Origin of the sequence: Brevundimonas sp. TWP2-3-4b1 (assembly GCF_049897665.1) — a bacterium.
In the GTDB taxonomy this organism is placed as follows: Bacteria; Pseudomonadota; Alphaproteobacteria; order Caulobacterales; family Caulobacteraceae; genus Brevundimonas; species Brevundimonas subvibrioides_B.
Map to the genome: position 1 here is coordinate 28361 of NZ_JAFCWQ010000009.1, position 26623 is coordinate 54983.

Annotated in this window: 23 protein-coding genes; 6 read left to right on the forward strand and 17 right to left on the reverse strand. The window is 67.1% G+C overall.

What is annotated here, in order from left to right; all coding sequences use genetic code 11:
• Window positions 1-35: 35 nt before the first annotated feature.
• The gene (locus ACP7A5_RS08835; RefSeq protein ID WP_426041575.1) at window positions 36-659 is read right to left on the reverse strand and encodes an SCO family protein; all 624 of its coding nucleotides are present in this window, start codon (window positions 657-659) and stop codon (window positions 36-38) included.
• A gap of 49 nt (window positions 660-708) precedes the next feature.
• Between ACP7A5_RS08835 and ACP7A5_RS08840 the strand changes: the two genes are divergently transcribed.
• Together ACP7A5_RS08840 and ACP7A5_RS08845 are read left to right on the forward strand one after the other, a co-directional pair.
• Window positions 709-2187: an ActS/PrrB/RegB family redox-sensitive histidine kinase gene (locus ACP7A5_RS08840; protein WP_426041576.1), complete on the forward strand. Its 1479-nt coding sequence runs from the start codon at window positions 709-711 to the stop codon at window positions 2185-2187.
• Window positions 2188-2307: 120 nt separating this feature from the next.
• Complete coding sequence (locus ACP7A5_RS08845) at window positions 2308-2853, forward strand: ActR/PrrA/RegA family redox response regulator transcription factor (RefSeq protein WP_426038725.1); 546 nt, start codon at window positions 2308-2310, stop codon at window positions 2851-2853.
• 170 nt (window positions 2854-3023) lie between these two features.
• Here the strand turns inward: ACP7A5_RS08845 and mmcB are convergent, their stop codons facing one another.
• From mmcB to thpR, 3 genes are read right to left on the reverse strand one after another with little or no spacing between them, the layout of a single operon-like run.
• The gene (mmcB, locus tag ACP7A5_RS08850; protein WP_426041577.1) at window positions 3024-3470 is read right to left on the reverse strand and encodes a DNA repair putative endonuclease MmcB; all 447 of its coding nucleotides are present in this window, start codon (window positions 3468-3470) and stop codon (window positions 3024-3026) included.
• 31 nt (window positions 3471-3501) lie between these two features.
• A complete protein-coding gene (locus tag ACP7A5_RS08855; RefSeq protein WP_426041578.1) occupies window positions 3502-4050 on the reverse strand; it encodes a GNAT family N-acetyltransferase in 549 nt (182 codons plus the stop codon).
• A gap of 2 nt (window positions 4051-4052) precedes the next feature.
• The gene (thpR, locus tag ACP7A5_RS08860; RefSeq protein WP_426041579.1) at window positions 4053-4589 is read right to left on the reverse strand and encodes an RNA 2',3'-cyclic phosphodiesterase; all 537 of its coding nucleotides are present in this window, start codon (window positions 4587-4589) and stop codon (window positions 4053-4055) included.
• A 149-nt stretch (window positions 4590-4738) separates the two neighbouring features.
• On the opposite strand from thpR, the gene ACP7A5_RS08865 reads away from it, so the two are divergent.
• Window positions 4739-5488, forward strand: coding sequence for a Bax inhibitor-1/YccA family protein (locus ACP7A5_RS08865; RefSeq protein ID WP_426041580.1), 750 nt, complete (start codon window positions 4739-4741; stop codon window positions 5486-5488).
• Between the two features lie 77 nt (window positions 5489-5565).
• Here the strand turns inward: ACP7A5_RS08865 and ACP7A5_RS08870 are convergent, their stop codons facing one another.
• From ACP7A5_RS08870 to ACP7A5_RS08885, 4 genes are all read right to left on the reverse strand, one after another.
• Window positions 5566-5907 carry a DUF2794 domain-containing protein gene (locus ACP7A5_RS08870; RefSeq protein WP_426038690.1) on the reverse strand — a complete coding sequence of 114 codons (342 nt, stop codon included), beginning with the start codon at window positions 5905-5907 and terminating at the stop codon, window positions 5566-5568.
• 518 nt (window positions 5908-6425) lie between these two features.
• A complete protein-coding gene (locus ACP7A5_RS08875) occupies window positions 6426-7772 on the reverse strand; it encodes a trypsin-like peptidase domain-containing protein (protein ID WP_426041581.1) in 1347 nt (448 codons plus the stop codon).
• Window positions 7773-7799: 27 nt separating this feature from the next.
• A complete protein-coding gene (locus ACP7A5_RS08880) occupies window positions 7800-9245 on the reverse strand; it encodes an ATP-binding protein (protein ID WP_426041582.1) in 1446 nt (481 codons plus the stop codon).
• A gap of 58 nt (window positions 9246-9303) precedes the next feature.
• Window positions 9304-10116 carry a response regulator transcription factor gene (locus tag ACP7A5_RS08885; RefSeq protein WP_426041583.1) on the reverse strand — a complete coding sequence of 271 codons (813 nt, stop codon included), beginning with the start codon at window positions 10114-10116 and terminating at the stop codon, window positions 9304-9306.
• Between the two features lie 207 nt (window positions 10117-10323).
• Between ACP7A5_RS08885 and ACP7A5_RS08890 the strand changes: the two genes are divergently transcribed.
• Entirely contained in the window at window positions 10324-10782 is a 459-nt protein-coding gene (locus ACP7A5_RS08890) for a hypothetical protein (RefSeq protein WP_426041584.1), read from the forward strand.
• A 36-nt stretch (window positions 10783-10818) separates the two neighbouring features.
• On the opposite strand, the gene ACP7A5_RS08895 is transcribed toward ACP7A5_RS08890, so the two are convergent.
• Both ACP7A5_RS08895 and ACP7A5_RS08900 read right to left on the reverse strand, forming a co-directional pair.
• A complete protein-coding gene (locus ACP7A5_RS08895; RefSeq protein WP_426041585.1) occupies window positions 10819-11811 on the reverse strand; it encodes a hypothetical protein in 993 nt (330 codons plus the stop codon).
• A gap of 130 nt (window positions 11812-11941) precedes the next feature.
• Entirely contained in the window at window positions 11942-13132 is a 1191-nt protein-coding gene (locus ACP7A5_RS08900) for an acyl-CoA dehydrogenase (protein ID WP_426041586.1), read from the reverse strand.
• A gap of 153 nt (window positions 13133-13285) precedes the next feature.
• On the opposite strand from ACP7A5_RS08900, the gene ACP7A5_RS08905 reads away from it, so the two are divergent.
• The gene (locus ACP7A5_RS08905) at window positions 13286-13540 is read left to right on the forward strand and encodes a DUF6356 family protein (RefSeq protein WP_426041587.1); all 255 of its coding nucleotides are present in this window, start codon (window positions 13286-13288) and stop codon (window positions 13538-13540) included.
• Window positions 13541-13542: 2 nt separating this feature from the next.
• Complete coding sequence (locus ACP7A5_RS08910) at window positions 13543-14721, forward strand: CaiB/BaiF CoA transferase family protein (protein WP_426041588.1); 1179 nt, start codon at window positions 13543-13545, stop codon at window positions 14719-14721.
• Between the two features lie 63 nt (window positions 14722-14784).
• Here the strand turns inward: ACP7A5_RS08910 and odhB are convergent, their stop codons facing one another.
• From odhB to ACP7A5_RS08945, 7 genes are all read right to left on the reverse strand, one after another.
• Window positions 14785-16353 carry a 2-oxoglutarate dehydrogenase complex dihydrolipoyllysine-residue succinyltransferase gene (gene odhB / locus ACP7A5_RS08915; protein WP_426041589.1) on the reverse strand — a complete coding sequence of 523 codons (1569 nt, stop codon included), beginning with the start codon at window positions 16351-16353 and terminating at the stop codon, window positions 14785-14787.
• A gap of 78 nt (window positions 16354-16431) precedes the next feature.
• Window positions 16432-19443, reverse strand: a complete 3012-nt coding sequence (locus ACP7A5_RS08920; RefSeq protein ID WP_426041590.1) for a 2-oxoglutarate dehydrogenase E1 component — start codon at window positions 19441-19443, stop codon at window positions 16432-16434.
• Between the two features lie 356 nt (window positions 19444-19799).
• The gene (sucD, locus tag ACP7A5_RS08925; RefSeq protein WP_426041591.1) at window positions 19800-20702 is read right to left on the reverse strand and encodes a succinate--CoA ligase subunit alpha; all 903 of its coding nucleotides are present in this window, start codon (window positions 20700-20702) and stop codon (window positions 19800-19802) included.
• A gap of 43 nt (window positions 20703-20745) precedes the next feature.
• A complete protein-coding gene (locus ACP7A5_RS08930) occupies window positions 20746-21324 on the reverse strand; it encodes a hypothetical protein (RefSeq protein WP_426041592.1) in 579 nt (192 codons plus the stop codon).
• A gap of 2 nt (window positions 21325-21326) precedes the next feature.
• A complete protein-coding gene (sucC, locus tag ACP7A5_RS08935) occupies window positions 21327-22517 on the reverse strand; it encodes an ADP-forming succinate--CoA ligase subunit beta (RefSeq protein ID WP_426041593.1) in 1191 nt (396 codons plus the stop codon).
• Window positions 22518-22766: 249 nt separating this feature from the next.
• Window positions 22767-24275, reverse strand: a complete 1509-nt coding sequence (locus tag ACP7A5_RS08940; protein ID WP_426041594.1) for a spinster family MFS transporter — start codon at window positions 24273-24275, stop codon at window positions 22767-22769.
• 117 nt (window positions 24276-24392) lie between these two features.
• A complete protein-coding gene (locus tag ACP7A5_RS08945; protein WP_426041595.1) occupies window positions 24393-26600 on the reverse strand; it encodes a TonB-dependent receptor in 2208 nt (735 codons plus the stop codon).
• Between the last annotated feature and the right edge of the window lie 23 nt (window positions 26601-26623).

The window sequence follows — 26623 nt, forward strand, 5'->3', positions numbered from 1 at the left end:
AGGATTTATATTCGCAGCCCGCGATCTCGGGGATGTCAGCCCCGCGCCATAACCCGCTGGATCAGCTGGGCCGAGCGTTCCGGCCCCAGGTCGTGACCCAGGGCGGAGCGGAACTGGCCGTCGGGGCCCATCAGATAGACCGTCAGCGAGTGGTTCATCGTGTAGTCCTCGCCGTCGCCGACCTTCTGGAAATAGGCGCGATAGACCTTGGCGGCGTCGGCGACCTGTTCCGGCGTGCCGGTCAGGCCGATGACGCCGGGCGGGAAGCCGTCGGACGACAGATAGTCCTTCAGCGCCCGGGGCGTGTCGCGCTCCGGGTCGATCGAGACGAAGACGATCTGCAGGTTGTCGGCCGCCGACCCCAGCAGGGTGCGTGTCGCCTCCAGCGAGGTCAGGGTCGTGGGACAGAAGTCCGGGCAGTAGGTGAAGCCGAAGAAGACCAGGCTCCACCGGCCGTCCAGCATCGTCTGGTCGACCGCCTGGCCGTCCTGGTTGACGAGCTGGAACGGACCGCCGACGGCCGGCTGACCCGTCGCGGTCCCCTCGGCGACGGCCTGTGCGCGGTCCCGTCCCGTGACGACGACCACCGTCACGGTCGCCAGGGCGATGGCGATGCCCAAACAGGCGCCTGCGAACAGGAAGATGGAACGGCGTGGCATCGTGTCTCTCCGGGCCGACAGGGGCGCGAGACCGGTCTATAGACGCCGTGTGAACCAGAGCGAAGTCCGTCCCGATCCCGACGCCTCCCCCGAGGACGTCATGTCGCAGTTCCCGCCGGCGCCGCCGAACTGGGCCAGTTTGCCGCGCCGCAGCCGGGGCTTGTCGCTCAGGACGCTGATCATCCTGCGCTGGCTGGCGATCGTGGGCCAGACGGCGACCCTGATCGTGTTGGACACGATGTTCCACTTCCCCCTGCCACGATGGCAGTGCCTGCTGGTCATCCTGGCCAGCGTGATCGTGAACCTGCTGGCCATGGCTCGATTGCAGAGAGTCGACAGCCGCCTGCCGGACGGGCGCCAGACCGGCATCCATCTGGGCTTCGACATCCTGCAGCTGTCGGCCCTGCTGGCCTTTACCGGCGGGCTGGAAAATCCCTTCTGCCTGCTGCTGGTCGCGCCGGTGACGGTGGCGGCCGCGTCCCTGCCGGGACGTCAGGCCCTGACACTGGGCCTGATGGTGCTGGCGTCGACCACGGCCCTGTTCTTCTGGTCCATGCCCCTGCCCTGGCAGAACGGTGCGGATATCGACCTGCCGGTTCTCTACAAGTTCGGCGTCGGTCTGGCCCTGACGACGGGGGTGGTGTTCACCGCCGCCTACGCCTGGCGGGTGGCGGCGGACGCCGAGAAACTGGAGCTGGCGCTGGCCACGACGCAGGACGTGCTTCAACGGGAACAGAGGCTGGCGGCGCTGGGCGGACTGGCGGCGGCGGCGGCGCACGAGCTGGGCACTCCGTTGGCGACGATCCAGGTGGTGGCCAAGGAGCTGCTGCGCGCCTCGCCGGCCGACGGGCCGATCGCCGAGGATGCGCGGCTGATGCTGCAGCAGGCCGAACGCTGTCGCGAGATCCTCAAGCGGCTGTCGCAACGACCCGAGGACGGCGACCCTCTCTATACGGAGATCGGTCTGAAGGCCCTGCTGAACGAGGTGGTCGATCCGCATCTGGGCTTCGACCTCGACATCAAGGTGGCCGTCCACACGCGCGGGGGCCTGGCGGAGCCGCGCGTGAAGCGGCTGGCGGAAGTGGTCCACGGCCTGTCCGCCCTGGTCGAGAATGCGGCCGATTTCGCCGCCTCGACGGTCCGGGTCCGGGCGACGGCGGACGCGCAGTGGATCACGCTCGAGGTCCTGGACGACGGCCCGGGCTTTGCTCCCGAGATCCTGCCGCGCCTCGGCGAGCCCTATGTGACCAGCCGTCCGCTCGGCAAGTCGCGTCAGGCCCTGGCCGCGCGACTGGCCGCCGCAGCACGACCGCCCCGGCGCGGCAAGACCCCTGCGCCGCCTCTGCTGGAGCCCGACATCGTTCCGAGCCAGGGCGGTATGGGATTGGGCTTCTTCATCGCGCGGACCCTTCTGGAACGGACCGGCGGCAAGGTGGTCGTCGGTCAGGGCGAGGGCGGGCCGGGCGCCAACCGGGGCGCACGCGTCACTGTGCGCTGGGACCGTCGTGCGCTGGAACTGGTCCCGTGAGACCCGGTCGGCCTGCGCTCCATCGCCGCACCGCTTGACCCGCCTGCGCGGGAAGCCGACTTGGTGGCTAGGAGAAACTCCGCCATGACGACCACCACCGCGCCTCTCAACTCCGGCAACATGGAAGACCGCATCGCCGGGCTCCAGGACCGTTCCCTGTTGCTGCTGGACGACGACCAGGCGCTGCGCACGCGTCTGGGCCGGGCGCTGGAGTCTCGTGGGTTCCAGGTGACCACGGCCGGATCGGTCGGAGAGGCGACAGAGCTCCTCCGGACCTATCAGCCGGCGTTCGCCGTGCTGGACATGCGGCTTGAGGACGGCAACGGCCTGAAGATCGTCGAGGCCATTCGCGAACGCCGTGAGGACGCCCGAATCGTCATGCTGACCGGCTACGGCGCCATCGCCACGGCCGTGGCGGCGGTGAAGGCCGGGGCCGTCGACTATCTGTCCAAGCCCGCCGACGCCGACGATGTGGTCAAGGCCCTGCTCGCCACCGGCGACTCGCCCGAACCGCCCGAGAACCCGATGAGCGCCGACCGGGTGCGCTGGGAGCATATCCAGCGGGTCTACGAGCTGTGCGACCACAATGTCTCCGAGACTGCGCGCCGCCTCGGCATGCACCGCCGGACGCTGCAACGCATCCTGGCGAAACGCGCGCCGAGGTAGCCGCTTTCCTTCTCCCCTTGCGGGAGAAGGTGGCCGAACGCAGCGAGGTCGGATGAGGGGTCACGCTGACCTCAACGGCTATCCTTGCCAGCGCTTTCTCCAATCGACGGTGCGACCCCTCATCCGTCAGCCTTCGGCTGCCACCTTCTCCCGCAGGGGGAGAAGGACGTTTACTCTCGCACCGTCCGCATCGCCGCCAGGCGTCCGAAGGCGATCGTCAGCGCCTTTCGCCTCGCGGGAGCCAGGGTCAGCACCGGCGCATCCCGCACCACGGCCCCGCCGAAGGCATCGGCGATGATCAGACCCGGCTCAGTGGGCAGCACCCCTTCCGGAAACTCCGGAGCCACCGCAAAGAAAAAGGCGTCGCAGAAGGGGGCGTACTGCGGCCATTTGCGATCGACACGATAGTCCGCGATTCCCGACTTCACCTCGACGATGACGATGTCGCCCTTGCGCCCCAGAGCCATGACATCGGCGCGACGGCCGTTCGGCAGGCACACCTCCAGCAGCGGGGCATAGCCCATGTCGGCCAGCAGCCTCGCCGCCCCGCGCGTGACGCCGAGGGTCGTCTCCGGACGGCTGAAGACGAGTTCGAGATGAACAGCAGCGGCGGGCATCCGACACTTATGTTCCGGTTGCGTTCCGCCTTCAAGCGATGAACCGCTTCCGGTTCACAGCCCATTCCGCCCTTGTCTGACCCCACAGATCGACGCAGGACTCCTCGAACGGCGGCGGCAGTCGACCCCGGCCGCGATTGGCCGAGCCCAGGCGCGCGGCCAGCTGTTGGGACGCGATATTGTCGGGATGGATGGAGTGGATGACGTCGTCCCAGCCCAGCACGTCGAAGGCGTAGTCCATGGTCGCCACGGCCGCCTCCCGCGCATAGCCCTTGCCCATGGCGTCAGGGTGCAGGCTCCAGCCCACCTCCGACCCCGGCCAGCCGTGCGGGTTCCACGGGCCGATGCGGCCGATCCACTGGCCGGTCGATTTCTCGATCACCGAGAAGAAGCCTTCGCCGGTCAGAGCCCAGGCGCCGGCCACAGACATCAGGACCCGCCAGACCTCGGCCGGACTCTTGGGACCGCCGATAAAACGGGTCGTCTCGGCGTCGCCCTGGAAATCGCACCAGCGCGGGAAATCCTCCATCGCCGTCGGGCGCAGGATCAGACGTTGGGTCTCGATCGTGGGGCCGGACACAGTCACAGCGGATACTCCCGTTCCAGTTCATAGTGGCTGCCATCGTCGCTCAGGACGCTGGAATACAGGCCGAAGCGATCGACACGGATCGGCGGCGAATGCAGCAGGTTGTGGTTGGTGATCCAGGCCCCGATCCTGTCCGGATTGGTCTGGGTCTTCAGGTAGGCGAGAGTGACGTGGGGACGATAGAGTCGGGGCTCCATGGTGACGCCCGCGCGCTCGGCCGCCGACTTGCAGCGCCCCGCCAGGACGTTGAGTCGCTCCGAAGGTTCCAGTCCCGCACATAATGTGTGGCTGCGATGCGCATCGCCGAAGGCGCCGACGCCCTTCAGTTCGATATCGAAGACGCCACCCGGTATCCGGGCCAGTCCAGCGGCCAGATCGTCGCCGCGGCGCTCGTCCACACCGCCGTAGAAGGCTAGGGTAACGTGGAGCGCCTCCGCACCCCGCCATTTCGCGCCGGGCAGGCCGGTCTGGCGGCGACCGAGCGTCTCGGCTACGTCGAAAGGGATCGGAACGGCGGTAAACAGGCGCAGCATGCGACCGTTCGTAGCGTCTGGCGCGCAGGGCGGGAAGCGGCGGGAACCCCTGCGGCGATCAATCCCTTGCGCAGTGGGGTCCAGACCCCGATATTTCCGACATCGGCGCCGGGAGTTTCCCGTCGCCTCAACAGGAGAAGACACTCGCGATGAGCGACTTCAGAAACGGCTACTCGACGCCGGCTCCGGCCAAAGCCGACATGGCCGTGGACGCGGGCCTGCGCAGCTTCATGCTGGGCGTCTACAACAAGCTCGCGCTCGGCCTCGTGGTCGCCGGCGCCCTGGCCTACGCCACCGGCAACGTGCCGGCGGTGCAGCAACTGCTGTTCGCCGTGGGACCTGACGGTCGCATCGGCATGACCATCTTGGGCATGATCGTCCAGTTCCTGCCGCTGGTCCTGCTGTTCGGCTCGATGTTCTTCATGAAGAACCCCACGGCCGGCGGCGTGAACCTGCTGTACTGGGCTGTCGTCGCCTCGATCGGCGCAGGTATGGGCGTTCTGTTCCTGCGCTATACGGGCGGTTCGATCGCCTCGACCTTCTTCGTGACGGCCGCCTCGTTCGGCGCGCTGAGCCTGATCGGCTACACGACCAGGAAGGATCTGACGGCCATGGGATCGTTCCTGATCATGGGCGTGATCGGCCTGATCATCGCCTCGGTCGTGAACATGTTCATGCAGTCGGGGACGCTCTACCTGATCATCTCTGGCCTGGGCGTGCTGATCTTCGCAGGCCTGATCGCCTATGACACCCAGCGTCTGAAGATGACCTACTACCAGCTGGGCGGCGACCACGCGGCGATGGGCGTGGCAACCGGCTTCGGCGCGCTGAGCCTGTTCATCAACTTCGTGAACCTGTTCCAGTTCCTGCTGGCCTTCATGGGCGGCAACCGGAACTAGGCTCAAGTGGCGGGCCTCCCAGAGGCGCGCACAGGCTGAACAATGGAAAGCCCCGGTCGAAAGGCCGGGGCTTTTTGCTAGTCCACCACCTGGAATTTGCGGCTGTCGAAGACGCGCAGCACCTGCGGCAGCTCGCGACCGCGCTTCAGGACGACGCCGCCCTCGCCGATGACCGACCACTGGCCCTGGCGGGTCTGGAGCGCCGGGCGTTTCTCGATGCGATAGGCGGGGGCGTCGCCGGAGCGGCGGAAGACGGCGAACTCGGCCGCCTCCCTGCCCCCCACCATGGCGTAGTCGCGCCATTCGGCCTGGGCCACCATGCGGCCGTAGACCCGCAGGATCAGGTCCAGCTCGCGCCGTTCGAAGAAGACGGACGACGGTTGCGGACCGCCTTCAGCGGAGGAGGGATCAAAGGTCATCCCGATCAATCTAGGCGCGGTTCGGCCAAATACCAGCGCCGCCAGACCCCTCGCCTGACCAATAGATTATCCACGACACGAAATGGCCCCGTTTCGGTCCTTCGTCGGCCCGGTTGGACAGCGAAACGGAGAGCGTCGGCCTGACGGAGTTCGGAAGCGTCCCGGATCCTGAACAGCCCCCCCAGCCCCCCTGGATGTTGCCGTATTTAGGCTTCGCCAGGCCGACGCTTCCTCCAAAGCGAGACGCCCGTCCTGCCTCCCTCCCCCCTCCGGCAAGGCGGGCGTTTTGCTGTCTGGCGCGCGCCGCGGGCGCGCTTTTCTCTCTAGTGCGCTATCGCTCGACGCGCGGCGTCTCGCTGCTTGAGCGCAGCTTCCCCCACCCCGTGCACCCCGGCGAAGGCCGGGGTCCAGATCACGGACTCAGTCAGCAGGGATCGCTTACCGATACTTCGTCCATCCGCCGGCATTCGCCATCTGGACCCCGGCCTTCGCCGGGGGGCACGGATCGAGAGGCAGACTCAGTCCGCCGCGGGGATGACGATCTCGACCTCTTCGCCACCGCGCTGGACCGTCAGGGTCGCGCCGCCGCCGGTGCCGAGCGCACGCCCCAGCTCCGAAAAGCCCGAGACCGACATGTCGTTGGCGGCGGTGACCAGGTCGCCGGCGCGCAGATCCTGCTGGGCCGCAGCTGAACCGCCCTCGACCGCCGCGACCAGGGCGCCCGTTGTGCTGATCCCGTCAGAGGACTTCACGTCGCGGAAATTGGCGCCGTAGGCCTGGAGCGAGGTCGAGCCGACCTGGACCGGATCTGTCGACAGGACCTCGACGTTCAGCGCCGTGGTCGCCTCGTGCCCGTCGCGCAAATAGACGAGAGCGATCCGGGTTCCCGGAGGTGCGATGCCCACCGTGGCCTGCACCGAGCCGGCGTTGGCGACCGGGCGGTTCTGGATGCGGGTGATGATGTCGCCACGCTGCAGGCCCGCGCGCTCGGCCGGAGAGCCGGGCAGGACATCCTCGACAATGGCGCCGCGCACGAAGCCGAGGCCCGCCTCGACCGCGCGCTCGGCGGTCAGCGAGCCCAGGGTTGCGCCGATGCGGCCGCGCGTGACCTCGCCGTTGGCGCGCAGTTGTTCGACCACGAACAGCAGGATGCGGGTCGGGACCGCGAAGGCGATGCCGTCGTTTCCGCCACCTATGTCGCCCGACAGGATCGAGGTGTTGATGCCGATCAGCCGGCCCCGGCTGTCCAGCAGGGGCCCGCCGGAGTTGCCCGAGTTCACCGCCGCGTCGGTCTGGATATAGTCCTCGACCGCGTCGCCCATGCCGGACCGGCCCAGACCCGAGATCACGCCCATGGTCAGGGTCTGGTCGAGGCCGAGCGGATAGCCGACCGCGAAGGCCAGGTCGCCCGTGCGCAGGGTGTCGGAATCCACCGTCTCCACCTGCGACAGGCCCGGGGCGCGGATCTGCAGGACCGCGATATCCGTCGCCTTGTCGGACCCGATCAGGGTGGCGTCGACCAGACGTCCGTCGGTCATGTCGACGCGGAATTTCTGCCCGTCCTCGATGACGTGATGGTTGGTGACGATGATGCCGTTGGCGGCGTCGATGATGACGCCGGAGCCGCTGGAGACGGGGGTTGGTTCGGTCTCGCCGGTGGTCGGCCCCGCCGACATGCCGAGTGTCGTCACCTGGACCACGGCCGGCAGGGACCGCTCCAGCCCTGTCGCGAAGCTGAACACGCCGCGGCGGCTGTCGTAGGGGATGGGGAACTCCGGCGCGGTCTGGGCCTGCGCGACGCCGCCGACGGCTCCGAGCAGCGTCAGGGCGAGGGCCGAACCGGTCAGGAGGCGAAGGCGCGTCATGGTGTATCCCCAGTGGTTGATCGGAGCCTAGCGTGAGAACCTTGCCGTGACGATGGCTCCGGGGCGCGCGTCATCAATCGTCATCCGGCCGCCGTGGCGACGCAGGATCGCCCGCACGAAGGCCAGTCCCATGCCATGACTGTCCTTGGCGCGCGGCATGGAGGGCTGGTTGCCGGACATGCCGGGCCCCTGATCGCCGACCGAGAGGCACGGACCCTCATCGCAGTCCCAGGCGCGCAGGGTCACAACGCCGCCGTCGGGCGAGAACTTCACCGCATTGTCGACGAGGTTGGCCACGGCGCGCTGCAGCAGGGACCGCACGCCCAGCACCGAGACCGGTTCGCCCTCGGCGACGATCCGGATGTCGCGGATGTCGGCGATGGGCTGGTAGAGTTCCACCGCCGCCTCGGCCAGCACATCCAGCCGCACGCTCTCGAACAGCCAGGCCTCGCCGTCGCGCAGCGCCATGGCCTCGTTCATGGCGCGGGTGATTTCGGCGATGTCCCGCCCCGCCGCCTCGCCCAGCCGCTTCCGCTCGGCCGGATCCTCGGTCTCCATCAGCTTGTCGAGACGGGCGGAGGCGCGGGCCAGCGGGGTACGGAAATCGTGCGCCAGCTGGTCGGCGGAATCGCGCAGCCAGCTCAACAGCTCCTCGAGGCGGTCAAGCGTCCGGTTCACTTGGTTCGAGAGCTGGGTCAGCTCCGGCGCCACAGCCACATCGGGCGCGCGGCGCGAGAAATCGCCCAGGGCGGCGCGGTCCAGCACCAGGCTGACCTCGGCGATGGCGCTGGTCAGGCGCTGGCGGGCGAACAGGGCCGCGGTCAGGCCGGACACCAGGATCAGGGCGCCGGTCAGGGCCACGGCCAGGACCGCCCAGCGCCAGGCGACACCGGCCGGATCGACCACCCGGCCGACGATGATGGACAGCGACCCGATCGGCCGCTTGACCACGATGACGTCGACGCCGCGCGTCAGGCAGAGCTGGCCGGCGTCGAGTCGGATCAGGAAGACGCCGTCGCCCAGCCGCGTCAGGCGCTCGGCCCGTGCGGTCTCCAGCGCCAGCAAGCCGGCGGGCTTGCCGACCGGGGCGCGGATGAAGCGCACGCCCGCCCCGCCCTGGCCGGTGCGACAGGTCTGTTCCAAAGTGGTGACATTCCGGGTCGGCCCGTCCTGGAAGGCGCTGAGGAAAGCCGACATATAGGCGGCGTCGCCCTCGGTCATGGCCGAGGCGTCCATAGAGGTGTCGGCCGGCAGCTTCGACGCCATGGCGCCGAAATCATCAAGCGCAGACAGGGCCGCCTGCTGGCGCTGGTCCAGCCGCGCCGCCTGCCCGGTGACGACCAGCGATCCGGTCAGGGCGACGGCCGCCAGAATGGCCAGACCGGAGGCGAGCTGGGTCAGGGTCCGGCGCGCCATCCAGGCCATGAGGCCGGACGGCTGGATCCTTTTCCAGATCGCGGCCAGTCGACTCAAAGGCTCACGCATTTCCCAAGGCGTGACCCGGGCGCAAAACCGCTGACACTCTTGCTGGTCACGCCGCGTCGAGATCGCGGAAGATCAGGCTCTGGCTGCGGGCCGAGACGATCAGGGGGTGCAGGTCCTCGCCCAGCTCGGGCGCCTGTTCCTTCAGCCGGCGACGCAGGGCCGAGATGCGTGCGTCGATGATGTTGACGAAATTGTCGGGCAGGAAGGTCCATTCGACCCAGCACCGGTCCCACAGCATGGTCTTGGTCACCGGCTGGCCGCGCGCGGTCATCAGCTCCGAGACGATGGCGAACTCCAGCGGCGACAGGTCGATCAGCCGCTCGGCCCCCTCGACCGTCAGCTTGACGGTGCGGGCGCCCGGCGACAGGCGGAACGGGCCGTTGACCAGGTCGGCGTTGGCGGGCCGGGCGCGACGGGCCACGCGTCGCAGCTGGGCCGCGATCCGCGCCAGCAGCTCCTCGTCGCCGATCGGCTTGGACAGATAGTCATCGGCCCCGCCCAGCAGGCCCTCGACCCGCTGGCGCTCCCCGGTCAGGGCCGTCAGCATCAGGGCCGGCGCGTCCGAGGACGGACCCGACGAGGTGCGCAGCCGCTTCAGCGTCTCCAGACCGTCCAGCCCCTTGGTCAGCCGGTCCAGGATCAGGATGTCATAGGCATGGGCCGCGGCCGCGCTCAGCGCCTGTTCGCCCGCATCGACGCAGTCCACGGCCTCGAACCCGGCGCGCAGCAGGCGGTCGGACACATGTTCGGCCAGGGCCGGATCGTCCTCCAGCACCAGGGCGCGCCGGCCCGCGAACACCTCTGCCAGGGCCGCGAAGGGATCGGTTTCCGCCGCCTGTTCGATGTCCGTGCTGCTCATACGCCTGTTCCCCCGACCCGACTTCCCGCCAGCTTAGTCTGCGCGGTCGCCAGAACAAACCGGCCCGGCCTTCTGATCCTGGGGCTTTCGGCCCGCCCGCGCCGCTGATCCTTCCTGACGAGACAAGGCCGTGGGCGCGGCTTGTGGGGTTCGGGCGGCGTGATAGCGTAGCGTTCGGCGCGTCCGGGCGCCGACGGGAAGATCGCCATGACCCTGCTCGCCCTCGCCGCCGTCCTCGCGATCCAGACGACCATGCCCGCCGATCCCGCCTCGGCCGAGGCTGCCGCCGTCATGGTCCCGGTCAACGCCGTCTTCGCCGCCCTGGCCGCCCGCGACGCCGCATTGCTGGCGCCCCATTTCGATCCGGAGGCGACCATGATCGTCACGGTCGAGCGTCCTGACGGAAGCCGCGTCATCCGCCGTCTGACGGCCGAGGAATTCGCCGGCGGCCTGCGCCCCGGCGCCGAGCGGTTCGAGGAGGTCATGCCCGACCCGATCATCGCCATCGACGGCGACGTGGCGGTGGTCTTCGGCCGCTATCTGTTCAAGGTCGACGGCGCGGTCGTCCACTGCGGTGCCAACCACTTCGACATCATCCGCAAGGACGGCGCATGGACCATCGCGGGCATCAGCTGGAGCCAGCGCACGACGGGGTGCGAGGGGTGATGCCAAGAGAACGAACGGTTAAGTCCGGGCTTTGACCTAACCGTATTCGATCTCAGCTTTTTCTGAGATGTCGATGAGTTGCACTCGATCTCCTGAGACCAAGATGAAATCTGCGCGGTTTGAGTTCGGCAAGCCCGGCGCATAGCCGCCATCAACGCGCTGCCCGTCAACATCGAAGGAAATGTCTTCGGCGATCGCGTACGCATAGCTGTCTAGGCCCAAGCCGGAAAGACCCCCGGCAACCTTGGGATAGTTCTTGTAGAGACGCTTATTGTACGGCGTTTTCAACATCGAGATGAACGCCTTTTCGACGTCGGAGGTGAGCTTTTTTTGTGGGAGCCCAGCGTCTTGGCTGGTCATTCTCTCAATCTGCTCTTCAGTGATATCGTCATCAGCGCCCCAAGATTGGAGGTGAAGTGGTTCAATCTCGAACATGAAGAAGAAGGTCTCGTCACTAACCCGAGCCTCTGACCTGATCTGAAATTCGTTCGTCAAGATATCGAGTCTTGCATGATGCGGCGCGTTGATAAGGCGCTGATACGCCCCATCATCTGACATGCCGATGTAGAGCAGTCGGTATGACGCGAGTTCTCGGGCGTCTCGTTCTAAAGCAATGTCTGGGTCCTGACGCCACGCGTAATACAACACCGCGTCAGGGCTGGCCCCCCAGACAACGGTCTTCTCGCCATGTTCATCGACGTCGAGAATGTGAATGTATTTCTCATCGGCAGAGACACCCATCGGGTCGCAATCTGCACGACCGCGTCGCTCCGACAGCCCATTCACATCCATGCGCCCACGCACGCGCACCTCGCCCAGCACGAGTGTGAAAAGCAGGTGGCTGGCTTCCGCGTCCCATTTGAGATCCCGGAAGAAAATCTCTTGGCGCTGACCGATCATATAGATTGTAGCTCGGCCAAGTTGAGCCCGAGCATCGTTCGCTTCCGGCCCCGCAGTGCGAAAGCGATCAGCTTCTTGGTTCGAAAGCGGTGGAGCTACCAGCCGGAGAGAAGCCGACAGTGCGCGCATGATCTGACTCTTGGATTGCTGCCAGACGTGATCGTCGTTCAGACGGAACAGGTTGGAGTATGGGCAGCGCCGCTTCGATTGCCATTCAAGTCAAGTCGACGCGGCATCCGTTGGTCTAGCCAGCGCGGCTTTAGAACGCACTCTCGCCCGTGATCGCCCGTCCCAGGATCAGCGCATGCACGTCGTGCGCGCCCTCATAGGTATTGACCGTCTCCAGATTCATCGCGTGCCGCATCACATGCAGTTCGCCGGTGATCCCTGCGCCGCCGTGCATGTCGCGGGCCTCGCGGGCGATGGCCAGGGCCTTGCCGCAGTTGTTGCGCTTCATCAGGGAAATGGCCTCGGGCACCCAGGCGCCGGTGTCTAGCAGACGGCCCAGGGCATAGGCGCCCTCGAGGCCGAGGAAGATCTCGGTCTGCATGTCGGCCAGCTTCTTCTGCACCAGCTGGCGCGACGACAGCGGCCGGCCGAACAGCATCCGCTCGCCGACATAGTCGCGGGTCGCATGCAGGCAGAACTCGGCGGCGCCCATCGCGCCCCAGCTGATGCCGTAGCGCGCCTTGTTCAGGCAGGAGAAGGGCCCGCGCAGACCCTTCACCCCCGGCAACAGATTGGCCTCGGGCACGAAGACGTCGTTCAGCCCGATGTCGCCGGTGACCGAGGCGCGCAAGGACAGCTTGTCGCCGATCTTGCCGGTGGTGAACCCCTCCATGCCGCGCTCGACGATGAAGCCCCGGATCACGCCGTCGAGCTTGGCCCAGACGATGGCGAGGTCGGCGATCGGCGAGTTGGTGATCCAGTATTTGCCGCCGTTCAGCCTGTAGCCGCCGTCCACGGCCACGGCGTTGGTCTTCATCGAGGCCGGGTCCGACCCGCCGTCCGCCTCGGTCAGGCCGAAACAGCCGACCAGCTCGCCTGCCGCCATCCTCGGCAGGAACCGCATCTTCTGCTCCTCATTGCCGAAGGCGTAGATCGGATACATGGCCAGGGACGACTGCACCGACATGGCGCTGCGATAGCCGCTGTCGACCGCCTCGATCTCGCGCGCGATCAAACCATAGGCGACGTGGCTGACGCCCGAGCCGCCATACTGTTCGGGCAGCATGGCGCCGAGGAAGCCCATCTCGCCCATCTCGGTCATGATGGCGCGGTCGAAGACCTCGTCGCGGAAGGCGGCCACGACGCGGGGTAACAGGCGCTCGCGGGCATAGGTCCGGGCCGCGTCGCGGATGGCGCGTTCGTCCTCCGTTAGCCGGCTCTCCATGTCGAACGGGTCGTCCCACTTGAAGGTCTGGGTCACGGGTGCGGCGCCGTCGGCCATGGGATCGTCCTCTGATCGCTGGTTGCGTCTTTTGGGGCTTCTCACGCGCGCGTGACGCGCCGGCCCTGGTTCGGGCGCCGGTTTAGGCCAGAATGCGCGTGACGGGTAGAGACGAGGCTCGTCTCAAGCTAGGCTGTCTGGATGATCCGCGCCTTGAAATCCCTGTTCGTCGACCACCCGCGCGAGGTCGAGGAAACCTATGTGCACCACGCGGGCGTGGCCACGCGCATGGGCATGCGGCTCGCGAAGCTGTCCGGTTGCGCCTTCATCCACGCCGTGGTTCCCGGCCTGCACAAGACGACGGTGTCGGCGGACATCAAGCGGATGGCCGACGAACTGGGCTATCGCGCCGAGGTTGCCCGCGAGACCCGGATGCGGGACGCCGGCGCCTTCGATCCCGGGCTCTAGCAATGGCGCCTCAAGCCTTGGCGGGCGTACGTGTCCTCGACCTGTCGCGCGTTCTGGCGGGACCGTGGGCGACCCAGACCCTGGCCGATCTCGGCGCCGAGGTGATCAAGATCGAACGCCCCGGGGTCGGCGACGACACCCGCGCCTGGGGCCCGCCCTTCACCACGAAGACCGACGGCTCACGCGGCGACAGCGCCTATTTCCTGTGCGCCAACCGGGGCAAGAAGTCCGTCGAGCTCGATATCGCCTCGCCCGAAGGCGCCGAAACAATCCGCAATCTGGCCGCGACCTGCGACGTCGTGGTCGAGAATTTCAAGGTCGGCGGGCTGAAGAAATACGGCCTCGACTACGCCTCGCTCGCGGCGACCCATCCGAAACTCGTCTATTGCTCGATCACCGGCTTCGGCCAGACCGGCCCGCGCGCCGGTCAGGCCGGCTACGACTATATGATCCAGGCCATGGGCGGTCTGATGAGCGTGACCGGCCAGCCGGACGGGGCGCCCGGCGCCGAACCGATGAAGGTCGGCGTCGCCGTCGTCGATCTGGCGACCGGCCTCTATGCGTCGAACGCCATCCTCGCCGCCCTGCTGCATGCGCGGGCGACGGGTCAGGGCCAGCACGTCGACATCGCCCTGTTCGACGTCCAGGCGGCCATGCTGGCCAATCAGGCCACGAACTACTTCGTTTCCGGCGTCGCCCCGACCCGGATGGGCAACGCCCACCCCAACCTCGTCCCCTATCAGCCCTTCCCCTGTTCCGACGGCATGGTGGTGATCGCGGTCGGCAACGACGGTCAGTACCGGACCCTGTGCGGCGTGCTGCACCTGGAGGGCTTGGCGAGCGACGAACGCTATGCCGGCAACGCCGGGCGGATCGAGCACCGGATCGAACTGGTCGCGGCCCTCTCGGCCGTCACCTCCGGCTGGACCATGGGCGAGTTGATGGCGCGACTGGAGCCGGCGGGCGTCCCCTGCGGCCCCGTCAACACCATCGACCAGGTCTTCGACGAGCCCCAGGCGAAGCATCGCGGGCTGGAGATCACGCTGGAGCGCGAAGACCTGTCGGTCCCGACACGGACGGTCGCCTCGCCGATCAGGCTCTCGGAAACGCCGGTGCGCTATGATACCGCCCCGCCGGCATTGGGGGCCGATACGGACGACGTTCTGGGCGCGCTCAGGTAGCGCAAGCGAAAACGGCGGGGTCGTCTCCGACCCCGCCGTCCATGTCTCTGTCTCGTGGACCGCTTACAGGTCCAGCAACGCCCTCGCCGGGTCTTCCAGCAGCTGTTTCACGCGCACCAGGAAGGTGACGGCTTCCTTGCCGTCGACGATGCGGTGGTCGTAGCTGAGGGCCAGGTACATCATCGGCCGGATCACCACCTGGCCGTCCACCGCCATCGGGCGCTGGACGATGTTGTGCATCCCGAGGATGCCCGATTGGGGCGCGTTCAGGATCGGCGTCGACATCAGCGAGCCGTAGGTGCCGCCGTTGGTGATGGTGAAGGTGCCGCCCTGCAGCTGGTCCAGCGTCAGGTTGCCGTCGCGCGCGTCCTTGCCCAGCGCTCCGATGCCCTTCTCGATGCCCGCCAGAGACAGCAGGTCGGCATCACGAAGAACCGGAACCACCAGACCCTTCTCGGTGCCGACGGCGACGCCGATGTCATAGTGATTCTTGTAGATGTTGTCGGTGCCGTCGATCTCGGCGTTGACCGCCGGGATCTCCTTCAGGGCCGCGACGACGGCCTTGGTGAAGAAGGACATGAAGCCCAGCTTGACGCCGTGGGCCTTCTCGAAGGCCTCCTTGTACTGGTTCCGCAGGGCCATGACGTTGGTCATGTCCACCTCGTTGAAGGTGGTCAACTGGGCGGCGGTGTTCTGCGATTCCTTCAGGCGGCGCGCGATGGTCTGGCGCAGACGGGTCATCTTGACCCGCTCCTCGCGCGGCTGGTCGGCGCGCGGGGCGGCCGGGGCGGCGGCGGCGGGCGCCGGCGTCGGAGCCGTGAAGGCCTGGGCCGCGGCGGCCGGGGCGGGCGAGGCCGCGGCGGCGAGCGCGTCGCCCTTGGTGATATTGCCCTTCGGACCGGTCGGGGCGATCGCCTTCGGGTCGAGGTTGTTCTCGGCGACCACGCGCTGGACGGCAGGCGACAGGGTGTCGTTGGAAACCTGGGCCGAGCCGGCGTTGGCGCTGGCGCTGGCGGCCTTCGGAGCGGCGGCGGCCGGAGCGGGGGCGGCAGCCCCGCCCGAGCCCGAGATGGAGCCGATGACCTGACCCGGCGTGACCGTCGCGCCTTCGTCGACCGAGATGGTCAGGACGCCGTCGGCGGGGGACGCGATTTCGAGCGCGACCTTGTCGGTCTCGATCTCGACCAGGATCTCGTCCTTCTTGACCGCATCGCCGGTCTTCCTGGACCATTTGCCGATCGCGCCTTCGGCGACGCTCTCGCCCATGACGGGGATGGTGATGTCGACCGAGGCGGACGCAGCGGCAGCAGGCGCCGGAGCGGCGGCGGCCGGAGCCGGCGCGGCTTCAGCCCTGGCGGGGGCGGCGGGTGCTGCAGCGGCCGGCTTCGCGGCGGCGGCGCCTTCGGTCACAGAGCCCAGGATCGCGCCCGGCATCACGGTGTCGCCCTCGGCGAACTTGATGTCGCCGAGCGTGCCGTCGGAGGGCGAGACGACCTCCAGCGAGACCTTGTCGGTTTCCAGCTCGACCAGGACCTCGTCCTTCCGGACCGGATCGCCGACCTTCTTGCTCCACTTGGCGATGGTCGCCTCGGAGACGGATTCGCCGAGGGCGGGGGTCAGGATGTCGGCCATGGTCGGTTCCGGTCGTTCAACGTGTCAGCAAGGTAGGGGAGATCGGCGACAGGCGGGAGACCGCCCGTCTCCGCAGGGTCAGGCGAGGGCCTCGGAGGTGAATTTTTCGAGTTCCTGTAAATGTCGGGTCATCAGGCCGGCGGCGGTCGAGGCGGACGCGGGGCGACCGACGTAGCGGGCGCGTTTGGCCTTCAGGCTCATCTTTTCCAGCGTCAGTTCCAGCCACGGATCGACGAAGGTCCAGCCGCCCATATTCTTCGGCTCTTCCTGGCACCAGACCAGTTCGGCGTTGGGGAAGCGGGCCAGTTCGGCCGAAACCGACTTGATCGGCCACGGATAGAACTGTTCCAGGCGCAGGATGTAGACGTCGTTGACGCCCTTCTTCTCGCGCGCGTCCAGCAGGTCGTAATAGACCTTGCCGGAGCACAGGATCACGCGGCGGATATCCTTGTCGCCCTTGATCGTGATGCCCGAGACGTCCGGCCGGGTCTGGGCGTCGTCGTGCAGGACGCGGTGGAAGGACGAGCCCTCGGCCATGTCCTTCAGGGTCGAGACCGCCTTCTTGTGACGCAGCAGGCTCTTGGGCGTCATGATGATCAGCGGCTTTCGGAACGGCCGGTGCATCTGGCGACGCAGGATGTGGAAATAGTTGGCCGGGGTGGTGCAGTTGGCGACCTGCATATTGTCCTCGGCGCACTGCTGCAGGAACCGCTCGAGGCGGGCCGAGGAGTGTTCCGGGCCCTGGCCCTCATAGCCGTGGGGCAGCAGCATGGTCAGGCCGCACATGCGCAGCCATTTGCGTTCACCCGAGGAGATGAACTGGTCGATCACGACCTGGGCGCCGTTTACGAAGTCGCCGAACTGGGCCTCCCACATCACCATCGTGTTGGGGTCGCTCAGCGCGTAGCCGTACTCGAAGCCCAGCACAGCCTCTTCCGACAGGGCCGAGTCGATGACCTCGAAATGGGCCTGGTCGCCGCCGAGGTTGTTCAGCGGGACGTAACGCTCCTCGGTCGTCTGATCGACGATGCCAGAGTGGCGCTGGGAGAAGGTACCGCGCATCGAGTCCTGACCCGACAGGCGAACCGGGAAGCCTTCCGACACCAGCGAGCCGAAGGCCAGGCTCTCGGCGGTGGCCCAGTCGATGTTCTGACCCGTGTCGATCATCTCGCGGCGGGCCTCGATGACCCGCTTCAGCGTCTTGTGGATGTCGACCTGGTTCGGAACTGTCGTCAGGCGATGCCCGAGATCCTTGAGCTTCGCTTCCGGCACGGCGGTCTCGCCGCGTCGGTCCTCGCCGTCGGGGAGGCCCACGCCCTTCCACTGGCCGTCGAGCCAGTCGGCCTTGTCGGCCTTGAAGGTCTTGCCGGCCTCGAACTGCGCGTCGAGATAGGCCTCGAACCGCGCCAGTTCGGCGTCGACCTCGGCCTCGGTGATCACGCCCTCCTCGACCAGCCGCCTGGAATAGATCTCGCGCGTCGACGGAAGCGAACGGATCTTCGCGTACATGATCGGCTGGGTGAAGGTCGGGTCGTCGCCTTCGTTGTGGCCGAAGCGGCGGTAGCAGAACATGTCCACCACCACGTCCTTCTTGAACTTCTGGCGGTATTCCGTAGCCACCTTGGCGGCGAAGACGACCGCTTCGGGGTCGTCGCCGTTGACGTGGAAGATGGGTGCCTGGACCATCAGGGCGACGTCCGACGGATAGGGCGTCGAGCGACTGTTGCGCGGCGAGGTCGTGAAGCCGATCTGGTTGTTGATGACGAAATGCATCGTCCCGCCGGTGCGGTAGCCCTTCAGCCCCATCAGGGCGAAGCATTCGGCGACCACGCCCTGACCGGCGAAGGCGGCGTCGCCGTGGATCAGAACCGGCATGACCTTGGAGCGGTCCAGCGCCCACTGGCTTTCCGGCAGGCCCTTGTTGGCCTCGCGGATGTCGAAGGCCTGTTTGGCGCGCGCCTTTCCCAGAACGACCGGGTTGACGATCTCCAGGTGCGACGGGTTGGCCGTCAGCGACAGGTGGACGTGGTTGCCGTCGAACGCGCGGTCCGACGAGGCGCCCATATGGTATTTGACGTCGCCCGATCCCTCGATGTCCGACGGCACGGTCGAGCCGCCCTGGAACTCGTGGAAGATGGCCCGGTAGGGCTTGCCCATGACGGCCGCGAGCATGTTCAGACGGCCGCGGTGGGCCATGCCAAAGACCATGTCGTCGACCCCGAGGGCGCCGCCGCGCTTGATCATCTGCTCCATGGCCGGGACCATGGCCTCGGCGCCGTCCAGGCCGAACCGCTTGGTGCCGGGGAAACGTTTGTGCAGGAAGCGTTCGAAGCCCTCGGCCTCGATCAGCTTGTTGAGGATGGCGATCTTGCCTTCCTTGGTGAAGCCGTTCTTCTCGAAGGCGTCAGGGCCCTCGAACCGCTGCTGGAGCCAGGACTTCTCCTCCGGCTCGGCAATATGCATGAACTGGATGCCGATATTGCCGCAGTAGGTGCGCTTCAGGACAGCCATCACCTCGCGGATGGTGCCCGTGTCCAGACCCAGTACGCCGTCCAGATAGATCGGACGGTCCATGTCGGCTTCGGTGAAGCCGTAGAACTCCGGCGTCAGCTCGGGATTGTTGGTCGCCGCCTCGATGCCCAGCGGGTCCAGCGTCGCCTGCAGGTGACCGCGCACGCGGTAGCTGCGGATCAGCATCAGGACGCGGATGGAATCATGGGCGGCGGCGCGAACCTCGGCAGCCGAAGAGCCCGACGGGGCGGGAGAGGCAGCGGCGGGCGAAGCCGCAGCAGCGGCGGCAGGCCTGGCCCTGGGGTCGGGCTTCGGCGCGGGCCAGCGGCCGTCGAAGACGCCGGTCTCTTCCGTCGGCTCGGAGCCCCCCGACCGGCCCCAGCTTCCGGCGGCCGAGGAGGCCTGCACGGTCGCGGCGGTGTCGCGAAGCTGGTCGAAGAAGGCGCGCCATTCGGCCGAGACGCTGGACGGATCGGCCGCCCATTCGTCGTGAAGCCCTTCGATGAAGGCGGCATTGGAGCCGTAGAGGAAGCTGGTCTCGGCAAAGACCTGGTTCAGCCGACCGGCATCGTCCGCCATAGTATTCGTCGTCCCGCTTCGGCCTCGGGTTTCTGAGCGGTCACATCCGCGTGAGGCTGGCGCGGATCATATAGGCGCTGTTTCCTTATGGGTCATGACCGAACCGGGGCTAAGGGCGAAGAAATTCGCTAAAGCGCCAAAGAATAACGCCCCCGGCGCGAACCGGGGGCGTCTTTGATGTCATTTCGCCGCACGATCGATGCGCGGCCCGCCTGATCTTTCACCGTGCATCCCGGCAAAGGCCGGGATCCAGATGGAAGGCCGAGCCTCAGAAGCCGGCAGCGCGGCGAGACATCCAGGCCGTCTGAATCCGCGATCTGGACCCCGGCCTTCGCCGGGGCGCACGGAGAGAAAGATTAGCCCTTCAGCACTTCCACCAGCGTCTTGCCGAGGCGGGCCGGCGATTCCGACATGCGGATGCCGGCGGCCTCCATGGCGGCGATCTTGGATTCCGCATCGCCCTTGCCACCCGAGACGACGGCGCCGGCGTGCCCCATGGTGCGGCCCTTCGGTGCGGTACGACCGGCGATGAAGCCGGCCATCGGCTTGGAGCGGCCCTTCTTCGCCTCGTCGATCAGGAACTGGGCGGCGTCTTCCTCGGCGCCGCCGCCGATCTCGCCGATCATGATGATCGAGGTGGTTTCCGGATCGGCCAGGAACAGCTCCAGCACGTCGATGAATTCGGTGCCCTTGACCGGGTCGCCGCCGATGCCGACCGCTGTGGTCTGGCCCAGGCCTTCGTTGGTCGTCTGGAACACGGCCTCATAGGTCAGGGTGCCCGAACGCGACACGATGCCGACCGAGCCCTTCTTGAAGATGGAGCCCGGCATGATGCCGATCTTGCACTCGTCCGGGGTCAGGACGCCCGGGCAGTTGGGACCCAGGAGGCGCGACCTGGAGCCTTCCAGGTGACGCTTGACCTTGACCATGTCCAGCACCGGGATGCCCTCGGTGATGCAGGTGATGAAGGGGATTTCGGCGTCGATCGCCTCGATGATCGCGGCCGCCGCGCCCGCCGGCGGGACGTAGATCACGGATGCGTCGGCGCCCGTGGCGTCCTTGGCTTCGGCGACCGAGGCGTAGATCGGCAGGGTCTCGCCGTGCGACCCGGTCCAGGTCTGGCCGCCCTTGGTCGGATGCACGCCGCCGACCATCTGGGTGCCGTGATAGGCCAGGGCCTGTTCGGTGTGGAATCCGCCCGTCTTGCCGGTCAGGCCCTGGACGATGATCTTGGTGTTCTTGTCGACGAGGATGGACATCAGCTGCTTCCGAGGACGGGAGGATGGGGGCGCGCGCGACAGGTCAGTCGAGGCGGGGAAGGAAATAGATCAGGGTGGAGCCAGGGCCCGAGCGTTGCAGGCCCACCATCCGCATCTGGCCGGTTCCGGCCATGGCGAGGAAGGTCGGGTCGCGCAGCTCGCGCGCCGGCGCGCGCCCCTCCGGCGTCTGCAGCCAGGCATAGATATCCATGCCTCCGTCGCTCACGGGCGCGAAACCCATGGTCTGGCGCAGGCGCTGATCGAGGGGGCGATGCTCGGTCGGGCGGGAGGTGACGCCGCAGATCTCCATGGTGACCCGTTCACGTCCGACGCGTCGCGACATCGTCCCGGTCAGGACGAAGGTGACGTCCGCAGCGCTGGACTTCATGAAGCCGGCAGTCTCCGACGAATTGCGCAGCGCCGGAACCATCGAGGCCGGAACAGGCGAGAAGCCGGCCTCGATGGCCAACTCGGCCGCACGCGCCCGATCGCCCCCGGCCGAGATGCAGACAGCATCCAGACTGGCGATCAGATCGATCGGTTCCGGCGGGGGCGTCGTCTGGGCCTGGGCCCCTGTCGCCGTCGTCAGAGCCGCCGCCAGGATGGCGACCAGGCCGGGCATGATCAGCCGACCGCCGCGACGATCTTCTGGGCGGCGTCGTCGAGGTCGTCGGCGGGGGTAATGTCGAGGCCCGACTCCTTGAGGATCTTCTTGCCCAGTTCGGCATTTGTGCCTTCCAGACGGACGACCAGCGGGACCTTCAGGCCCACTTCCTTCACGGCCGCGACCACGCCCTCGGCGATCACGTCGCACTTCATGATGCCGCCGAAGATATTGACCAGGATGCCCTGGACGGCCGGGTCGGCAGTGATGATCTTGAAGGCCGCCGCGACCTTCTCCTTGCCGGCGCCGCCGCCGACGTCGCAGAAGTTGGCCGGCTCCTTGCCGTACAGCTTGATGATGTCCATCGTCGCCATGGCCAGGCCGGCGCCGTTGACCATGCAGCCGATGTTGCCGTCCAGGGCGACATAGGCGAGGTCCCACTCGGACGCCTCGATCTCCTTGGCGTCCTCCTCGGTCTCGTCGCGCAGAAGCTTGATGTCGTCGTGGCGGAACAGGGCGTTGCCGTCGAAGCTGACCTTGGCGTCCAGCACGCGCAGATGGCCGTCGGTCATAACGATCAGGGGATTGACCTCCAGCATCGCCATGTCGGTCTCGATGAAGGCCTTGTACAGGATCGGGAACAGGCTCTTGCCGTCCTCGACCGCCGCGCCGTCCAGCTTGAAGGCGGCGTTGATCCTGGCGACGTCGGCGTCGGTGACGCCCGTGGCCGGGTCGATGGCGATGGTCTGGATCTTCTCGGGCGTGTCATGGGCGACGGCCTCAATATCCATGCCGCCCTCGGTCGAAACGACGAAGGCGACGCGGCCGACTTCACGGTCGACCAGCAGTGAGCAGTACAGTTCGCGGTCGATGTCGGCCCCGTCCTCGATATAGAGGCGGTTGACCTGTTTGCCGGCGTCGCCGGTCTGGGCGGTCACCAGGGTGTTGCCGAGCATTTCCTTCGCATTGGCCACGACCTCTTCGATCGAGCGCGATAGGCGCACGCCGCCCTTGGCGTCCGGCCCCAGTTCCTTGAACTTGCCCTTGCCACGCCCTCCGGCGTGGATCTGGGACTTCACGACATAGAGCGGGCCCGGCAGCGAGCGCGCCGCGGCCTCGGCTTCGTCGACCGAGGTGATGGCGACGCCCTCGGCAACCGGCGCGCCAAAGCCCTTCAGGACCTGCTTGCCCTGATATTCGTGAATGTTCATGGGGGGACCGCCGCGATCGCTGGGGAGAAGTTGGCCGCGCTTATAGGCGGGCCGCCTTCGCAGGCGCAACCGTCTCGGACAGAGACCGGCCCCGACCGGCTGATCGGATGGCGGCCTCTGCGGTTTCAGACTGCGGTTTGCGCTCCTTTGGCGACGTTTACTGTAGCCGAAATCGCTGAAAACTGCAGTCGATGCATGGTCGAAATCACCGGAATTGGCAGGGAATGACTGGCCGAAATCACCGGCGGCCTAGTCGACCCAATCGCGCTTCAGGGTTCGCGAGGCGCCGAACAGCAGAACGGCCGCCATCAGATAGAAGCCCATGCCGGTGTAGATGGCCCAGCGCAGGCTCTCCTCGCCGAACCGCGGCGCCAGCAGGTCGCTCATCCAGCCGAAATAATAGAAGCCGACCGCGATCCCGAGCAGGTTGTTTAACAGCAGGAAGATGGCCGAGGCGGTCGAGCGCATGGGGGCGGGGGCGATATGCTGGATCGCCGCCGTGATCGGGCCCAGCCAGGCCAGATTCAGCCCCGTGGGGATCAGGAAGATCAGGAAGGCGAGGATCAGCTGCTGGGCGTTCGACCCGCCGCCAGGCAGGACGAGGCCGATCAGCCAGGGCGAGTTCATCGCCGCGATGAAACAGGGCGCCGAGATGATGAAGGCGATGGCGGGGGTCAGCGGGTAGGCGCCCTTGCCGCGTTTCGCCAGCTTGTCGGCGATGGCGCCGCCCAGCCAGATGCCGAGCATGCCGCCGATCAGGGCGATGCCGGCATAGTACCAGCTGGTCTGGGCCAGGGTCAGGCCGAAGCTGCGCATGAAGAAGAGCGGCAGCCAGCCCGCGACGCCGTAGCCGCACACCGAAGACGAGGCGGCGCCGAGAGCCAGCAGCCAGAAGCTGCGCTTGGGCAGGACGATGGAGGCGGTCTTCTTGGCGATCCAGAAGGACACGCCGATCACCATGGCCAGCAGTCCGCCGAAGGCGAGGACCAGGGCGTTGCCGACGGCGACACCGGCGAACTGGTTGAGCGTGGCCAGGATCAGACAGCCGGCGCCGAGGCCCAGCAGGATCAGCGAGGCTGTGCGACCGACCTTGTCGGACACGACCACGGGCGGGGCCGCAGCCTCGGCGGCCGTCTGCGGCGGGCGGGCGGCGTCCGTGCCGCCACGGACCGGATCCTTCACGGTCAGGCGCAGCAGGGGGGCGATCAGGAGGCCCAGAAGGCCCACGACGACAAAGGCGGTGCGCCAGCCGTAGCTCGCGGCCAGCAGGCCTCCGACCAGGGTGCCGGCGGCCGTGCCGAGCGGAATACCGAAGGCGAATCCGGCCAGGGCGCGCGCCCGCTGGTTCGGGGGGAAATAGTCGGAAATCAGGGAATAGGCCGGGGCCACGCCGCCCGCCTCGCCGACGCCGACGCCCATCCGGAACAGGAAAAGCTGGCTGAACGACCCGGCGACGCCGCACAGGGCGGTGAAGCTGGACCAGACGGCCAGGGCGCCGGTCATGATCCACACCCGGCTGGCCCGGTCCGCGAGCGCCGCCAGCGGAATGGCGAGAGTCGAATAGACCGAGGCGAAGGCGATGCCGCCCAGCAGGCCGAACTGGCTGTCCGACAGACCGAACTCGGCCTTCAGCGGGGCGGCCAGGATGCCGATGATCTGGCGGTCCAGGAAGTTCAGCATGTAGACCAGAATCAGGACCGCCAGCACGTAGTAGCGATAGCCGGGCTTAGCCGGGACTGCTGCGACCGTATCCGTCATCTGGGCTTCCTGTGGACTCTCGTTCCTTGCGCGAACCGTAGCCGTGGCTGCGCAGGCTGCAAAAGAAAAAGGGCGGCGGCTCTGTCGAACTGCCGCCCCAGTTTCGTTATTCGGGGATCAATACCGGACGGTGACCGACGCCGAGAAGGTGCGCGGCGGGCCGTAGAAGGCCGAGATCGAGTTGTTGAAGGTGGCCCCGGCGAAGTTGTAGCCGCCGACCTTGTACTCCTCGTCCGTCAGGTTCTTTCCGGTCAGGGCGACCTGGTAGTGACCGTTCGGAGCGGTCCAGATCGCGGCCAGGTCGACCAGGGTGTAGGCGTCCTGGTCGAGGATCGGATCCGGCGCGTCGAACAGGTGGTAGTCCGAGCGGTAGGAGATCGACGGGGTGATGTTCAGCTCGCCGCCGGCCACATCGCCCGTCCAGGTCACGCCCCAGAAGGCCGACCATTCCGGTGAGTTCTGCGGCTCGCGCAGGTTGGAAATGTCCACCGGCGCGCCGCTGATCCGGGTAATGAACTGATCGAACTCATTTTTCAGATAGCCGACCGACACGTTGGACGTGATGCTGTCGGTGATGAAGGCGCGACCTTCGAACTCGAAGCCGTAGATGGTCGAGGTGCCGGCGTTGTCGACTACCGAGGCCACGCCGACAGCCGGAAGCGTCGCCACCTGCTGGGTCGTGATCTGCTGGTCCGTGTAGTCCGAATAGAAGGCTGCCGAGGCGAACGACAGGCGGTTGTCGAACGCAGTGCCTTTCAGGCCCAGCTCATAGGTGGTGACGGTCTCGGGCTGATAGCCGTTGACGGTCGAGGGCACCAGGGCCGCGTCGCCGCGCATGTCCCAGCCCCCGGACTTGAAGCCCTGGCCGATCGAGGCATAGCCGGTTAGTTCTTCAGTCAGATCGTAGGAGACGCTGACCCGCGGCGTGAACTTCTCGAAGGTGTCCGAGGCCATGTAGTTCGTGCGGGTGGCGAAGATTGGACGCACCGCGCCGCCCTGGAACGGCGAGCGGGCCGCTCCGAGGTAGAAGAACCGCTGAACCTGGGCGTCTTTTTCGTCCTTGGTGTAGCGGCCGCCGACGGAGACGTGCAGGCGATCAGAGAAATCATAGCTGAAGTCGGCGAAGGCCGAGAAAGACTGCGTATTGACGTAACCCGCAGCCGCGATGACCAGGCCGAGGTTTCCGGCGATCGTGTCGAAGGCCCCGGAGGATTCACCGTCCAGATAGAACAGCCCAGCGACGCCGGACCAGTTGTCGCCCTGCATCAGGGCCTGGAACTCCTGGGTGAACTGTTCGTCGGCGTAGACGGCCGGAACGTCCAGGGTCGGCAGGGGCGACTGGTCGAAGTCGATGACGGTGGATGTATCACCACTGCGCCAGGCCGAGATCGACTTCAGGGTCAGCATGTCGTTGACCGTGTACTCGACGGTGACGGACGTGCCCTGGGTCTCGACCTCCTGGTTGCCCTGGATGCCGGCATTTGTGTCATAGATTCCGGCCGGAGGCGTGAAGCCGCCGGTGGTCGAGTTCACTTCGCGGTGGCCGTGGCGAGGGGCCGAGTCATCCTCGACGCGATCCCAGGCGAAGCGCACGAACAGCTGGTCGGTGGGGGTCCATTCGGCGCTGGCGCGATAGGCGGTGACGTCCTTGTCGTACTGTTCTTCGCCGGTGAACAGGTTCGTGCCGAAGCCGTCACGGTCGTATTTGGCGAAGGCGCCGCCGACGGCAAAGGTCTCGCCCAGCGGGATGGTGGCCGACACCAGGGCGTCGCGCTGGTTATAGCTGCCGACGGTGCCGCGACCCATGAAAGCGAACTCGTCGCCGAGACGCTTGGTCACGTATTTGATTGCGCCGCCGATGGTGTTGCGACCGTAGAGGGTGCCTTGCGGACCGCGCAGGACCTCGATGCGGTTCACGTCGAAGATGTCGAGCACGGCGCCTTGCGGGCGGGCGACATAGACGTCGTCGATATAAAGACCCACGCCGGGCTCGAAGCCCCACAGCGGATCCTGCTGGCCGACGCCGCGGATGAAGCTGATCAGGGTCGAGTTGGAGCCGCGGGCGATCTGGACCGTGGCGTTCGGGGTCTGCTGCTGCAGGGCCGTGATGTCGGCGGCACCGGTGCGCTCAAGCTGTTCGGCCGACAGGGCCGAAACGGCGACCGGTACGTCCTTCAGCTGTTCGTCGCGGCGACGGGCTGTGACGACGACGTCGTCCAGCGCGGTCTGGTCGTTTTGCGGCGCGGCGTCCTGCGCCATGGCCATCGATGACGCGGCGCTCCACGCGGCCCCGGCCAGCAGCACGCTCTTCATGACTCTGTTCATGCGAAACCCTCTTCCAATGATGT